The 15313-nt window shown below is 39.4% G+C and carries 12 protein-coding genes; 6 read left to right on the forward strand and 6 right to left on the reverse strand.

Translation table 11 applies throughout. The features are described from left to right. Nucleotides 1-560: 560 nt before the first annotated feature. The 6 genes from J4051_RS18350 to J4051_RS18375 all read right to left on the reverse strand — a co-directional run bounded on the left by J4051_RS18350 (nt 561) and on the right by J4051_RS18375 (nt 6728). Nucleotides 561-881: a GIY-YIG nuclease family protein gene (locus J4051_RS18350; protein ID WP_208235341.1), complete on the reverse strand. Its 321-nt coding sequence runs from the start codon at nt 879-881 to the stop codon at nt 561-563. 509 nt (nt 882-1390) lie between these two features. After that, on the reverse strand, nt 1391-2413 hold the full coding sequence (locus J4051_RS18355) for an NAD-dependent epimerase (RefSeq protein WP_208235342.1): 1023 nt from the start codon (nt 2411-2413) through the stop codon (nt 1391-1393). Between the two features lie 10 nt (nt 2414-2423). Continuing rightward, nucleotides 2424-3815 (reverse strand): UDP-glucose 6-dehydrogenase, encoded by a 1392-nt coding sequence (locus J4051_RS18360; RefSeq protein WP_208235343.1) that lies wholly within the window; start codon nt 3813-3815, stop codon nt 2424-2426. A gap of 213 nt (nt 3816-4028) precedes the next feature. Further along, on the reverse strand, nt 4029-4979 hold the full coding sequence (locus tag J4051_RS18365) for a GDP-L-fucose synthase family protein (protein ID WP_208235344.1): 951 nt from the start codon (nt 4977-4979) through the stop codon (nt 4029-4031). A gap of 2 nt (nt 4980-4981) precedes the next feature. Continuing rightward, complete coding sequence (gene gmd, locus J4051_RS18370) at nt 4982-6097, reverse strand: GDP-mannose 4,6-dehydratase (RefSeq protein ID WP_208235345.1); 1116 nt, start codon at nt 6095-6097, stop codon at nt 4982-4984. A 169-nt stretch (nt 6098-6266) separates the two neighbouring features. Then, entirely contained in the window at nt 6267-6728 is a 462-nt protein-coding gene (locus J4051_RS18375) for a UpxY family transcription antiterminator (RefSeq protein WP_208235346.1), read from the reverse strand. A gap of 592 nt (nt 6729-7320) precedes the next feature. Here J4051_RS18375 and J4051_RS18380 point away from each other — a divergent pair. The 6 genes from J4051_RS18380 to J4051_RS18405 all read left to right on the forward strand — a co-directional run. Next, on the forward strand, nt 7321-9495 hold the full coding sequence (locus tag J4051_RS18380) for a T9SS type A sorting domain-containing protein (protein WP_208235347.1): 2175 nt from the start codon (nt 7321-7323) through the stop codon (nt 9493-9495). Nucleotides 9496-9654: 159 nt separating this feature from the next. Continuing rightward, on the forward strand, nt 9655-12000 hold the full coding sequence (locus J4051_RS18385; RefSeq protein ID WP_208235348.1) for a T9SS type A sorting domain-containing protein: 2346 nt from the start codon (nt 9655-9657) through the stop codon (nt 11998-12000). A gap of 60 nt (nt 12001-12060) precedes the next feature. Beyond that, complete coding sequence (locus tag J4051_RS18390; protein WP_208235349.1) at nt 12061-12237, forward strand: hypothetical protein; 177 nt, start codon at nt 12061-12063, stop codon at nt 12235-12237. A 697-nt stretch (nt 12238-12934) separates the two neighbouring features. After that, the gene (locus J4051_RS18395) at nt 12935-13105 is read left to right on the forward strand and encodes a hypothetical protein (protein ID WP_208235350.1); all 171 of its coding nucleotides are present in this window, start codon (nt 12935-12937) and stop codon (nt 13103-13105) included. Nucleotides 13106-13125: 20 nt separating this feature from the next. Further along, complete coding sequence (locus tag J4051_RS18400; RefSeq protein WP_208235351.1) at nt 13126-14265, forward strand: phosphoenolpyruvate carboxykinase (ATP); 1140 nt, start codon at nt 13126-13128, stop codon at nt 14263-14265. 59 nt (nt 14266-14324) lie between these two features. Next, nucleotides 14325-15313, forward strand: a 989-nt coding sequence (locus tag J4051_RS18405; RefSeq protein ID WP_208235352.1) for a nucleotidyltransferase family protein, incomplete at its 3' end; no start/stop codon positions are given.

Genomic DNA, 15313 nt, shown 5'->3' on the forward strand with positions numbered 1-15313 from the left:
GGTCCGCTTTTTTATTTTTAATAGTTTAACGAAACAGGCATTCCAAACCTCAATACAAAGCGTCATTACATTCCCCCACAAGCATCATTGCGTTCCCCCACAAGCGTCATTGCGTTCCCCCACAAGCGTCATTGCGTTCCCCCGCAAGCGTCATTGCGAGGAGTGACGAAGGAGCGACGCCCCACAAGCGTCATTGCGAGGAGCGACGAAGGAGCGACGCGGCAATCTCATGGTTGGGTAGCCCAACAGACACAGATCGCCGCGCTCGATAGCTTCGCTATATACATACAATGAAGCAATACTTCCTTTCATGTAACCCTCGCAATGACGCCAGGGTTGAGAATACGAGTCCGTTGATTCCGTCATTGCGCGGAGCGACGAAGGAGCGACGCCCCACAAGCGTCATTGCGAGGAGCGACGAAGGAGCGACGCGGCAATCTGTTCGTTATTTCGCCAAAACCATGAGATTGCCGCGTCATTCGTCCCTCATTCCTCGCAATGACGCCAGGGTAGGAGTCCTCGCAATGACACGAGAGTCATAGAACTTCGCAATAATGCATTTAAATGGCATCTTCACAATCCCCAAACATCTCCTTAACCTCCTCATACAAATCCATCCAATCGGGATTTATACTTTCAATCAATGCAACTTTTTTTGCTCTACTGCCTGCTTTTAATTGTTTTTCGCGCCCTATAGCATCACCGATCATTTGAAAAGCCTCATAATAAACCAATTTATCCAAACTATATTTTGCAGTAAACGATTTTGGATCGTATTTTTCTTTATGCTGCTTCACCCGAATGACAATGGCTGAGGTGACACCAACATATAAAGTCGTGTTGTTTTTATTGGTAAGGATGTATATGAAGCCTGGTTTCATGAGATGGTGGTTGATATATAGTTATGCTTGATAGTTGTTTGATTTGTTATTGCGAATCCCGTTTATTCGTCATTGCATTCCTCAATACAAAGCGACATTACATTCCCCCACAAGCGTCATTCCGTGTCTGACTACCGTCCAGGCAGAGAGCGTCATAGGAACGACGCCCCACAAGCGTCATTGCGAGAAGCGACGAAGGAGCGACGCGGCAATCTGTTTGTTATGGCGCCACAACTTAGAGATTGCTTCGTCCTTCGTCCTCGCAATGACGCCTTGGGTTGGGGCCTCGCAATGACGTCTTGGGTTTGGGCTTCGCAATGACGCTACTCATTGAGTTTCCGTATCTGCGAGGTCTTGCAGAGGGTCAAGCAATCTACAGTCAGTATTTCGAAATTATATTTCAAACGTCTCTTGGTTCTTGGCTCTTGGTTCTTTATTCTTTATTCTTGATTCTTTGATTCTTGATTCTTGATACTCTATACCACAAGCGAAGCGGTCTTAATTCTAATTCATTTATTATAAAACTTCCGATACCATTCCACAAAAGCCGCAATCCCTTCCGTAACTTCCGTACTTGGCTGATAATTAAAATCTTTTTTCAGTAAATCAACGTTGGCATAGGTCTGTTTGACATCTCCAGGTTGCATGGGCATCATCTCCTTAATGGCAGTTTTACCCAGCGCTTTTTCTATTGCTTCAATATATTCCAAAAGTTGCACTGGTTGACTGTTGCCAATATTATAGAGTTTGTATTTTGAGGTATTGTCAGAAGTATCTAACAATGTAGTCAAAACCCCAGATACAATATCATCGATATAAGTAAAATCACGTGAGAGATCCCCATTATTAAACACCTTGACGGGTTTGTTATTGATGATGGCTTCCGTGAATAAAAACATGGCCATATCGGGTCTTCCCCATGGGCCGTACACGGTGAAAAATCGCAAGCCAATGGTTTCAAAACCGTATAAATGGCTGTAGGCATGTGCCATCAACTCATTGGCCTTTTTTGTCGCAGCATATAAACTAATGGGATGATCAACACGATCCATTTCATCAAAAGGCACCGCGTCACTGTTGCCATAAATACTTGAACTGCTGGCATAGACCAATTTGGATACTTTATGGTTACGGCAGCATTCCAGAATGTTTAGAAATCCTGTCAAATTACTGTCCGCATAGGCTTCCGGGTTCTCCAAAGAATACCGTACACCAGCTTGTGCCGCTAAATTACATACGACGTCAATATGATGTATTTCAAAAAGTTTTGGCAAGGCATTCCGGTCTTCCAAATTCATTTTGACAAAGATCATCCGCTCGCCATAAGTAGAGCTTGATGTATAATTCAGCTCTTTAACGGCTTCCCTTTTGTCAATCCCCAATTCGCCCAATCGCGCCAATTTTAAATTGATATCATAGTAATCGTTGATATTATCGAGTCCGATGACCTTGTGCCCTTTCTCCAAAAGGACTTTGGACACATGAAAGCCAATAAACCCAGCCGCTCCGGTAACCAATATAGTTTTTGACATAGCGTTTGTGTTATTTTCCAATGGCATAAAAGTGGAATCCAATGGTTTCCAATTTTGATTGATCTAAAATCCCGCGTCCGTCAAAGACAAATGCTGGTTTTTTCATTTCGTCATAAATTTTCTGCCAATCGTAGGTCTTAAACTCATCCCATTCCGTTAGTACAGCTATGGCATGCGCATCTTTACTCGCTTCATAAGGATCAAGAACCGTTGTTAAATTGGTTTCGTTCTCTTCTTCAGTTCGCGTGTTGAGATAATTGAGGTCAGCTTGCATTTGCTGTGCCGTCACTTTTGGATCATACACTGTAATATTGGCCTGCTCTTCCATCAGTTGGTCAGCCACATAAATAGCAGCCGACTCTCGAGTGTCATTCGTATCCTTTTTAAAGGCCCATCCTAAGAAAGCTATTTTTTTGCCCGAAATGGTATTGTAAAGTGTTTGAATAATTTTAGAAGCAAAACGTCGTTTTTGATAGTCGTTCATAATAATGACTTGCTCCCAATAATCGGCCACCTCATTCAATCCATAGGATTTTGCGATATAAACCAGATTTAAAATATCCTTTTGGAAGCACGACCCTCCAAAACCAACCGACGCTTTTAAGAATTTAGGTCCGATCCTGCTGTCCTTACCTATGGCGATGGCGACTTCATTTACATCAGCACCCGTGACTTCACACAATTCTGAAAGGGCATTGATAGAAGAAACGCGTTGCGCCAAGAATGCGTTTGCGGTCAATTTTGATAATTCAGACGACCACAGATTTGTAGTCAGAATATTTTCTAAAGGCACCCATGTGGCATAAATATCCACCAAGGCCTGAATAGCTTCCAAACCTTCCTTAGTTTGCTCACCGCCAATAAGCACACGATCTGGTGCCACTAAATCCTGAACTGCAGTACCTTCGGCCAAAAACTCTGGATTGGATAAAATCTGAAATTGAACCCCATTTCCGGTATTGTGCAAAATGCTTTTGATGGCTTGGGCAGTTCTAACCGGGAGCGTCGATTTTTCTACAACAATCTTATCCGTTTTAGCCACCTGTGCAATTTGTCGTGCACATAACTCAATATATTTTAAATCGGCAGCCATCCCCTTCCCTTGACCATAGGTTTTGGTGGGTGTGTTGACAGAAATAAAAATCATATCGGCAGCTTCAATGGCAGCATCGACGTCTGTACTAAAGAACAAATTACGATTCCTGGCCTCCGCGACAACCTTGTCCAACCCAGGTTCGTAAATGGGCAATTTATCCAGGTCCTTATCGTTCCAAGCCGCAATACGGGCCGCGTTGATATCCACAACGGTAACTTTAATGTCTGGGTTTTTTTGTGCGATAACCGCCATGGTAGGCCCGCCAACGTAGCCTGCACCAATACAGCAGATGTTTTTAATTTTCATGCTTTTATTTTATTTTTAAATCATTAATTTCTGTAAGAATAAAGTAGTTTTCAGTCTGCATGTCCTCAGTCCTCAGTCCACAGTCCACAGTCTTCAGTCACCTGTCTCCAATCATCAATCTCCAATCATCAATCTCCAATCATCAATCTCCAATCATCAATCTCCAATCATCAATCTCCAATCATCGGTCATCGGTCTTCCCTCTTTATCCTTCTATTCTAATACATTCCTTTTTATAGACCTTTGATTTTCCAAAAACCAATCATAAGTCATTCTTATCCCCGTATTCAAATCAATTTTGGCATGCCATCCTTGTTCATTTAATTTGGTGACATCCATTAGTTTTCGAGGGGTACCATCAGGTTTTGAACTGTCCCAACGAATCGGGCCTTGATGTCCCACAATGTTTTGAATGGTCTGTGCCAACGCTTTAATGGTCACGTCTTTTCCAGTACCTACATTATACAAATGTTCAGGAAGCACATGCTCAACAGCATATACAACCGCTTGTGCCATATCATCCACATGTAGAAATTCTCGCATGGGATTACCACTTCCCCATAATTCGACCGGTTCATTGTTTGTTTTTGCTTCATGGAACTTCCTTAGCATTGCCGGCAATACATGCGACGATTTCAGATCAAAATTATCGTGGGGACCGTACAGGTTGGTGGGCATTAAACTGACAAAATCTTTATTGAATTGCTTTCGGATGGCCTCACAAGCTTTAACTCCTGCAATTTTTGCAATGGCATACCACTCATTGGTGGGTTCTAAACTGCCCGTCAATAAATAGTCTTCTTTTAAGGGTTGCGGTGCCAGTTTGGGATAAATGCAAGAGCTCCCTAAAAAAATAAATTTTTTCACCTCCTGCTGATGGGCGCCATCGATTAGATTATTCTGAATTTGAAGATTCTCCATCAAAAAGAGATACGGATGCTCACTATTGGCCAAGATTCCACCAACTCTAGCGGCGGCATCTATCACAATTTCTGGACGCTCTCGCTCATAAAACTCACTGACCTGCGCTTGGTTTCTTAAATCAAGCTCTTTACTGCTTTTTCCAATCAGGTTGGTATATCCTAAACGGCTGAGTGCACGCCAAACGGCAGAACCTACCATCCCATTATGACCAGCTATATATATTTTTACATTTTTATCCATGGCTATTCAAAATAGTTCAGCGTCTTATGACCGCCTTCTTTTAAATACTGTTCTTTCTGCATGAGTTTGATATCGCCTTCCATCATGTCTTTTACCAAATCCTGCAAATTTAGCTGAGGCTCCCATCCCAATTTATTCTTAGCCTTAGAAGCATCTCCTATTAAAAGATCAACCTCAGTTGGTCTGAAATACTTAGGATCCACATTGACCACTTCTGCTCCTAATGGCAATTGAAACTCTTTGTTATGACAGGCCGTCACAAAGGCTTTCTCCTCAACACCTGAACCTTTGAACGCTACATCGACCCCCACCTCAGCAAAAGCCATTTTCACAAAATCTCTTACGGTTGTTGTTTTCCCTGTAGCAATTACCCAATCTTCAGGCTCATCCGCCTGAAGGATCAGCCACATCATCCGGACATAATCCTTGGCATGTCCCCAGTCTCTTTTTGCATCCAAATTGCCTAAATAAATCTTGTCTTGTAAGCCTAAGGCAATTCGAGAAACCGCTCTCGTTATTTTTCTTGTAACAAAGGTCTCCCCTCTGATTGGCGATTCGTGATTGAATAAAATACCATTGCACGCATACATCCCATAGGCCTCCCTGTAATTGACGGTGATCCAATAGGCATACATTTTGGCTACTGCATAAGGTGAACGCGGATAAAATGGTGTGGTTTCAGATTGTGGCACTTCCTGAACTTTTCCGTAAAGCTCAGAAGTAGAGGCTTGATAGATTCGCGTTTTCTTCTCCATACCCAACAGACGGACGGCTTCCAATATCCGTAAGGTTCCTAATCCATCTGTATTCCCCGTATATTCAGGAATTTCAAAAGACACACTTACGTGGCTCATTGCGGCCAGATTATAAATTTCGTCAGGTTGGATATCCTTGATCAATCTGATTAAGTTGGTACTATCCGTCAGGTCGCCATAATGTAGGAAGAAATTTCGATCCTTTTCGTGTGGATCTTGGTACAAATGATCTATTCTATCGGTATTCAACAGAGAAGAACGTCTTTTGACACCATGAACTTCATAATTCTTATTCAGTAGGAATTCTGCAAGATAGGCACCATCCTGCCCCGTAATTCCCGTAATGAGTGCAATTTTTTTCATTTTAAGTGTATCATAGATTCTTAAGTCACTTCATAGCTTCGCTGATGACAGATTCATCAACACACACGCAACTATCTGATTTAAAACCAATTCATTTTCAACAAAAAAACTGATTTCATCTTCAAAAGGATGCAAAAATAGGATTAATTTATAGAATGGGCGGAGTGATTTACTTAATTTTTAACTTAATCACATAGCCCAAATTTTGTAAAACAACCCAACATTGGTTGCCCGAAATATATTTCACAGTACCTTTCTTGGCGGTTAAACCAAAGGCCTTTAGGTCAATTTCTTGACCCACTTCAATTTTTTCTGTAGAAATCACTTGTTGCTTTTGACTATTGATATCTTTGAGGACTTGCACTTCTTTTTCAGGCACAACGGCAGGCTCACCCAACCAAAAAAGATAGCGCACCGCTCCGGGAACCGTAAAAACCTGCGACCGATCCTTTTCTGCAACATTAATCAGCACCATGGAAGGCAATAAAGGCACGGTAACTTTCTTTTTGCGATCACTCCATTGTCTTACCTCTACTCGGGTGGGACAACAGACTTCAAAACCGTTATCTCGCAGACGTTCAGCAACTTTAAGTTCTTGTTTGGGCTTTGTTATAAGGACGTACCAGGGCATAGGATTCGAATTTAGATTTCATCGGGTGTCCAAAGATATGAAAGTGTAAGTCAAAATCATGACTCCTGGAGACCCGTAAATCGTCTATTTTGCATTTTATGAAAGATAATCGTTGATAGTTGTGAATTTCTCACTCAGCCAAACCGTCAATCTCTATCATTATGGAACACTGTATATCTTAAAGTAAAATCGCTAATAAATTCCTAATTGGTTGTGCAAAAACCTGGTACTTTAATGCCATTCTCATTGCCGCAACCGACTCCAACAAAGTTGTGGATAGGCAGAATATAACTAAAATAGACCTAGGATTAAAAATACCACATCGTCAAGCTTACTACAGATTTTATTTAAATAAATTAATCAGGCCAAAAGTCGTTAATTCCAATTATTTTCGCAGTCGAATACAATGGTCATTTTTCATTAAAACACTTTAGCGTTTTGGACATAAGTTCTTTATCGCTACTTTTATCATGAATTTTTAAAAATTTAATTTTCATCTTCAATAAATTCCTTTATACTTTTGCACAAAACTCAGTGGATGCTTATTAGAATTCTGATGAAACCGATATTTATAATATGCTTGTCATTATCTATGACATTACCTGTTTTGGGTCAGGATATTGCCGCTTTTTCAGGAACCAAAACACCCACAACTGCCACGGTTCCCAATATAAGCGCCGAAGCCTTATCACGAGGCCCTGGTTTGACTGTCAGTGGAGGTCCAACGTTTAATAGTGGCAATTGGACTACCGATAAAAAATTAGACAGCAGAGATTATATTCAATGGTCCGTAAGTGCCGATCCCGGCTACATCCTTAATATCAATGAGTTACAAATCAACTTTGACCGAGATCCGGATGGGTTTTCCCACTTTTTCACCGGGAATGGTCCCGCCAAAATAAGAATAAGAACAAGTCTGGATGATTTTAAATCTGACATCTATGCACATGATAAAGTCAGCAATTCAGGACAATCCCCTACTATTGAAACATCATTAAGGTCTGCTCCTGGAGACACCATAACTTTTAGACTCTACGGCTTTGCCTCTAATATTGGATTGCTGGGACCATTGGGCACTTTAGATATAGAAGGCGGACTGGGTACCGTGCTTGGACTCGAAAACACTGGAATTCGTCTCGCAGGCAAGATCACCTATGATGGATTACAATACAATGATGGCACTTGGACACCCCGCGCCCCGAATGCAAACACCGGTGATGAAAACGTTTTAATCTACAAGGGCATCTATACAGAAACAAACCAGGTAGAGGTAAAAAATCTAAGAGTCAATCCTGAAGCTGGCATCGTAATTAAGGAAACAGGCGCCATTACTGTGAACGGTAACTTATATACCGCAAATAATGTGACCTTACACTCTGAAGCAGACCAATATTCCAGCCTAATGGTCACTGGGGATGTTACAGGAACTGCAAAGTACCAACGTCAGATGAAAACCAAAACTTTGCTTGGAGGCTCAGGCAATGAGCTCCTTATTTCAGCGCCGGTCATGGGAGAGGCTTTTGATGTATTTAGAGCTGCAAACCCGAATATTGTCAGCAATGGCAACAACTCACTGTTTCTATTTGGTCCGTTTGACAAAACAAAGGCGGACTTTACCATTTATTCGAAAAATGACAGCGCCCCTTTTAAAGCCGCTACAGGATATAAAGCAGCATCTACCAATAATGGCAGTTTCACTTTCAATGGTACCGTCAGTACAAACGAAGTCCATAAAGAAATTTTACATTCAGACTCTAACCTGGCTGAATGGAACCTGATAGGAAATCCCTATCCTTCGTATTTCAATACCTCCGATTTTCTAAATGCAAATATGGCACAATTCGCTCCAGCCTCATCTGGTATTTACACTTATAATGGGGATCCTTCTCTGGGCTGGAATGTTTATAACCTGGCCTATCTTACGCTACATCCTCAATCAAAAATAACTCCTGGCCAAGGATTTATGGTCGCCTCCAAACATGGTGGCGGGATGGTGAGCTTTAGACCTGATATGCGCTCTTCAGGCAAATCAAGTGAGTTTACTGTTGGTACGACTAAAATCGATGACAAAGTAGGATATTTAAGATTGAATATGACAAGTGGAGTTCTTAATTACAATACAGAATTTTATTTTAACGCACAATCCACTAAAGGATTGGACCCAGGTTATGATGCCGGTATTTATGGTGGAAAAGCTCCAGACTTTGCAGTTTTCTCACATTTGGTAGAAAACAACACCGGTCTTGATATGGCAGTCCAATCGCTGTCTTATGCCGATCTTGCAGATAGCATAAGCATCCCTTTAGGATTAAATGCTTCTAAAGACCAGCACCTCACAATAAAAATAGCTGAAAGCATACTTCCTGAAGAAACGGAAGTGTTTTTGGAAGATACATGGAATGGGACCTTCACATTGTTAAATAGAAATGATTATCACTTCACTGCATATTCCGATCTATCAGATACTGGACGTTTCTTTTTACATATATTGAATAACACCTTATCTTATGGTAGCAATGGACTGAATGGACTTCAAATATTCACATCCAACGCATCACAGGTTTTACATATCAAGGGAATGCCTAAGCCGGATACGATCATGACTATTTATGACTCTCAAGGACGACTACTATTCAATCGCCACCTCGATGAGCGAAACAAAAATAACAAACTGGACATTTCCAGCTTATCGGCTGGAATGTATATTGCAAAATTAAGATCAGGTTCTATGGAGAAAATTAAAAAGATCATGATAACACAACCCTGATTGCAACAATTAACAAACTATATAACAATATATCTTATCGAAAACAAATTAAACCGAGTTTATTTTACGCCTGTTTGTTTCAAAAGATTACTTACTTTTCGTATCTTGCGCCCAATTAAACCCTCAAACCAGCTTTGATAGCTATCTAAATGATTTATTATGGTCAAAAATTACACCTCAAATTGGATTCTTTTTGCAATATTGCTATTTACTTTTAATTATTCATATTCACAAACTGTTACATTTACTGGCAGTCCTACTGATTTTCTTCCATCACAAAAAATAACTGGTGACGCAAATGTCGATTACTACGTTTCTTTTGATGAGGCATCTAAAACTATGTATTTTGGAGCGTTTAGAACATCAGGCATTTTCGCTGCCGATCATTATTTTACGATATATTTCGATGCAGATCCACAACCAGCACTTACCAATGGTGAAGGAACGACAACAGGAATTCGCCAGCATGAGAGAACCCCAACGCTTCCATTTTCCGCCAATGACAGATTTGTTGTGACCAACAACCCTTCTGGTGAGAAGACACAGCATCATAGAAGAGGTGGTCGTTCTTGGGGATTAATTCCACCTCCACAACAGCCTGCTCAACACACTAGTTCAAACGCTCTGGAAATCGCCATAAAAATCTCTAAGCTGGATATAACTTCTATTGCTACCAAAGGGATTTATTTCAGTATGTTTATGGCTTCCAACGCTGGCTTATATGGCTATGACGATATCAATTATCCAATAAAGTTTGTTGGCAACAATAGCACTGGTTATTTCGGAGGCATTGGTGTGACTTCCAAAATCAGTAACCCAACGGCATATAAAAACATACCTATTCTCCATTCTCTAATCAACCAAAATCCAACTTCTGGCATTAAATATGCGTATTTGGAGTTCATAGATAATGAATATAATGTTTCAGGAAACATAGAACTCGTTCGTGGTGGAACATCTTTAATTGGTCCAGATGGCACATTGGTCATTGATACTTTTATTAATAATGGCTTGGTAACTTTTGAATCCAATTCCAATGGATTTTCAGGCTTAATAGCGAACTCAGTTGGAGGCAGCGGTAGGATGCAATACTATAGGCACGTGAATCAGGCTGGCAGTGGGACAACAGGCAAAAACGATTTAATCTCAACACCATTTGCAGGACAGACTTTTGGTGAATTTGCTGCAGTAAACGATAACCTTTTATCTCATCCTACTATACCTACACAAAAAGGCTTTGGTCCATTTGATAAAACTACGGCGAAATATCAAAATTATGATACGGTGATAAATGAGAATACCCTCTTAGAATCTGGAGTTGGCTATAGGGCAGGTTCAGAACTTGACGGCTCACTAACTGGTGGAGCATTCCTATTTACAGGTTCAGTAAACACAAGTGACATTAGTGTACCACTAGCACACACGTCCGACGACTTCGGACGGTGGAATCTTATAGGAAATCCTTATCCGTCCTATATTAATATGCATGAGTTGATTCAACTTAATACGCCTCAATTTGATGAGAGCGAAAATTATGATGGTATCTATGCTTATAATGGTAACCCTACTAATTCTAACATTAGTAATGAGATATGGGAAGTTCATAACTTGGCCACCACCTTAGCTCCAGACGGACGCCGGGATATGGCTCCTGGCCAAGGTTTTTACGTATCCTCAAAAACTGGAGGCGGTTCATTTACTTTTACAGCAACTTCGAGGACTCCAGGATATGGTGATGATTTTATTGAAAATAGAGCTGCTGCACCAATCGATAATGCAAGTTTACGTTTAACAATTACAAATAGTTCCAATACTACCCATACAGATATCTATTTTAATAATGAAGGTACTTTAGATCATGATCGTGGTTATGATAGTGCGCAAATTGGAAATCCAATTTTTACTATATTTTCTAAACTAGTGGAAGATTCTACAAACCGAGATGTCCCTCTAGTGATACAAACTCTGCCTTATAGTATTTTAGAAACTGAGGTTAATGTTCCAATTGGCATTAAAGCAAGTCAAGGTGAACAAGTAACAATAAGAGCCATCAACACGCCGGCACCATTACCACTACCGGAAAGCGTTGAGGTATATTTTGAAGATAGAGTGGCTCAAACATCCACCCTTCTTAACACCTCCACGCTTCCCCATAATGATTATTACATTTTTACCCCAACCACAAATCTTACAGGAACCATGGGACGCTTCTTTTTGAGATTTACAAACAAATCCCTAAGTACTAGCAGCCCAAACTTTGATGCACTTGATGTTTATAGTCCGGTGAATACTGGCAACCTTATTGTTAAAGGCAGTGTAAATGAAGTCACCAATTTGCAGATCTTTGACCTCAACGGTCGCCTCGTGCAAACCTTTTCTGTACAACCTTACCAAGCGGAAAATAGATTTGAAGTTTCAAATTTAGCAGCAGGTATTTATATCGTAAAACTAGATAACAAAACACAATCCAAAATCAAGAAAATACAGTTAAGTAATAAATTGTAGTAAAATGAATTTTACGAATGATTATTTATTTATTTTCTGAATGATTTTTATATTTATACTATGAAAAATAAAAATAATAAAATTGAGATCACACGAAAAGAAGCTTTACAGCGTATGGGGAAATATGCCGCGCTTACAGCTGTGGGCACTTTTTTGATCCTAAACCCTAAAAAAGCACAAGCGCAATCACCTACCCCTGATGATCCATTGGATCCAGGTGGGGGGCTATTTGATTAATACCTTTTTAAAAACATTGAATAACATATTTTCTCCAAAACACTCACCCAACTATCAAAGATAGTTGGGTTTTTTGGCTTGAGGCTTCTTACCAATATATTGTCATCTAAAATACAGTATGGACTATTGTAGCGATATAATGCGATGGACCTAACCATAAAAAATGGTAAGTCAATTACATAACATGCTCATTGTGTATATTAAAAAAGCAGAAGTTTATCCTAATAAAATTAACGAGTTGCTGGTCAGCTCCAATCAAACGTAAGAAACAAATACAAAAATTCCCAAATCATCGCAGACGAAACTATAATATATGCTGATATCAACGACGGTAATTGTAACAGAAGTACCGAAAATTGGCCTTGGTAGCTCAACAGGTTAAGGTAATTTCTCCTGATTTTGATGCTCTAAAAGGGTTATAGTGCTAAAATACTATAAACTTCGTCATTAAAGAAAGTGTTTACGAGGCAACTAGTTTAGAGGTTTTTGACCTCAATGGATCATTATCATAATCGCTTTCGGTAATTACGAATCAAGCAGTAAATAGATTTCTTCTTACTCCGCTATCTGCAATTACATCATAAAACTAACACAATCTAAGATTAATGAAATACTGTGAAATCGCTAATAATAAATTTAAAACAACATTTACGATCTATTATTTATTAAGTTTTGGAATGATCACTATATTTGCATTATGAAAAACAAAATCTCTAAGGTTCAAATAACCCGAAAAGAAGCTTTGCAGCGCATGGGTAAATACGCAGCACTGACGGCTATTGGTACGTTTGTTATTTTGACTCCCGCTAAGGCACAACAGAATTCCACACCTAATGATCCTGGCGGACCACCATTTGAAGACATTTAATCATATAATGGCTTTATATCTTGAAAAATAATTTTCACCCAACACATTCAATCCAAATATCAGACAGTTGGGTTTTGTGGTTTGAGGCTTCCAATCAATATATTGTTATTCCCAACCCACTCAAGATAATTTTAGATGTTTTTCTATATTCTGAAAATGAAAATGATTTTGTTGAACAATTAGAATCATTATTAAACATTTCAAACCGGAACTCAAATACTTACTATGCTGAGATAAGTGAATTGCTAAAAACGGCAAACACCTCTTCAAAAAACGAGATCTCAAATAAATCGAGCACTGCTTATATAAAAAAGACAGACTTTAAAAAGACTTATAGTTTTGGTAACACCTCCATCACCGTGAATTATGGTTCTATAGGTATTCAAAATTTAATCCACCCACAATGGGCGCATACAGCATTTTTTGCAAAGGAAAGATCATCTTTCGTGTTTGACATCTTTCAAAGTGACCAACATCTTTATCTATTTAAAAACAACAAGTATATAGGACATTATGCAATAACAGATTATCATTTGCTACAAGGTCAATTCTCACTTCAACTCATCAATACTCTTTATAACAAAAATGAATCCGATTGGATTGCTACGTTCCATGCCTCCACAGTATGCAACGACAAGGAAGCTATTATGATCATTGGTGATTCTGGGAACGGCAAGAGCACCTTGTCCGCAGTACTTATGGCAAATGGTTTTGACGTATTGGCAGATGATTTTTCGCCTTTGTCAGCGAATAATCAAGAATTATATCGTTTCCCATCAGGTATTTCGGTTAAGAAAGGCGCCTTCAATATTTTGCAACCTTTGTTTCAAGATTTTGATTTGTTCCCTATCTATACAAGCACCTCAAAAGACGTAAAAATTAAATATATCCCACCGACTATAAACTTCGGTCAAGCGGCATCTCATTTCCCATGTAGCAAAATTGTCATTGTCAATTATGATGCGAATGCCCCATCCGAAATGAAAGAGATCAGTATTGAAAGAATTTTGGAAACCTTGATTCCTGAATCTTGGCTATCGCCATTGGCATCCAACTCCAAAGCTTTCTTAAAATGGGTTAAAGAACTTTCCTGTTATGAACTGACCTACTCCAATAATACCATTGCCGTTTCCGAATTCAAGAAGTTATTCAATTCATAAATAGCTAAACTTCTATAATTGTTTATGTAAATTTGGAGGCATCTTAAGACGTCCATGTTTTGACTAAGAATTCCATATACACAACCATGCAGCTGATTGCTGAGATTTTGACTTTCAACGACAATCACACAGCACTCTCGAAGCAACTCGAACAGACATCTGTTGATTGGAATAAGGTCGTGATTGTTGCCAGCAACCATTTAATGCTCCCCGCACTCTATTGTCGGCTAAAAGCAAAAGGACTCTTAAAACTGATTCCCGACGATTTGAATGATTATTTAAAAGAAATCACCGATATCAATAGGGGCAGAAATGAGGTCTTGTTAGCTGAGGCAAATGAAATATCTGAAATTTTCAAAAAAGAAAATATAGATCATGTATTTATTAAGGGTATCGCTTTAATTTCAGGTGAAACTTTTGAAGATCCCGCTGAACGAATGCTATCAGATATAGATCTTCTGGTGGCGAAAAACCAACTCCAAAGAGCTTTTAATATTTTGACCCGACATGGATATACAGAAACCGTAACTTCAGTTATTGAGCGAAAGAACCGTCGGCATTTACCGAGGCAAGTCTCGCAAGAAAAGTTTGGTGCTGTTGAACTTCATAGCGAAATCTTACGTCATAAGCACAGATATCTTATCAGCAGTGAACAGGTCCTACAAAACAAGCGCATTATAAACGGCATCGCTATCCCATCTGTAGAAGACGCCATCAGGATCAGCATCTTGGCATTTCAAATTAATGATAAAGCCCATCTCTATGGATATTTAAGCTTTAAGACCATTTATGATTGTTTGGCGTTGCAATTGCCCTCGAAATCGATTCTTCTCAAACATTTAGCTGACGAAAAACATTCCCAATCCTTTCTAAAAATGTCCAGCATATTTTTTAAAGAATTAGCGCCTTATAAGTCGTCTAACTATTCCGCACTAATAAAGCGATATTATATGTTCAGAATAAACCATCCAAAATTAGGACAAATAATTTCTTCCACAGTCCATACAACAATAAACATTCAGGTTCGATTGAAGTTATTATTCTATAA

Origin of the sequence: Gelidibacter pelagius, from assembly GCF_017581925.1 — a bacterium.
Classification (GTDB): Bacteria; Bacteroidota; Bacteroidia; order Flavobacteriales; family Flavobacteriaceae; genus Gelidibacter; species Gelidibacter pelagius.

Excerpts from the sequence above, each read along its gene's own strand:
- J4051_RS18395 (WP_208235350.1), top strand. The coding sequence starts at position 12,935 with ATGAAAAACAAAATCTCTAAGGTTCAAATAACCCGAAAAGAAGCTTTG.
- J4051_RS18390 (WP_208235349.1), top strand. The coding sequence starts at position 12,061 with ATGAAAAATAAAAATAATAAAATTGAGATCACACGAAAAGAAGCTTTA.
- J4051_RS18380 (WP_208235347.1), top strand. The coding sequence starts at position 7,321 with ATGACATTACCTGTTTTGGGTCAGGATATTGCCGCTTTTTCAGGAACC.
- J4051_RS18375 (WP_208235346.1), bottom strand. The coding sequence starts at position 6,728 with ATGCCCTGGTACGTCCTTATAACAAAGCCCAAACAAGAACTTAAAGTT.
- J4051_RS18385 (WP_208235348.1), top strand. The coding sequence starts at position 9,655 with ATGGTCAAAAATTACACCTCAAATTGGATTCTTTTTGCAATATTGCTA.
- gmd (WP_208235345.1), bottom strand. The coding sequence starts at position 6,097 with ATGAAAAAAATTGCACTCATTACGGGAATTACGGGGCAGGATGGTGCC.
- J4051_RS18360 (WP_208235343.1), bottom strand. The coding sequence starts at position 3,815 with ATGAAAATTAAAAACATCTGCTGTATTGGTGCAGGCTACGTTGGCGGG.
- J4051_RS18355 (WP_208235342.1), bottom strand. The coding sequence starts at position 2,413 with ATGTCAAAAACTATATTGGTTACCGGAGCGGCTGGGTTTATTGGCTTT.
- J4051_RS18350 (WP_208235341.1), bottom strand. The coding sequence starts at position 881 with ATGAAACCAGGCTTCATATACATCCTTACCAATAAAAACAACACGACT.
- J4051_RS18365 (WP_208235344.1), bottom strand. The coding sequence starts at position 4,979 with ATGGATAAAAATGTAAAAATATATATAGCTGGTCATAATGGGATGGTA.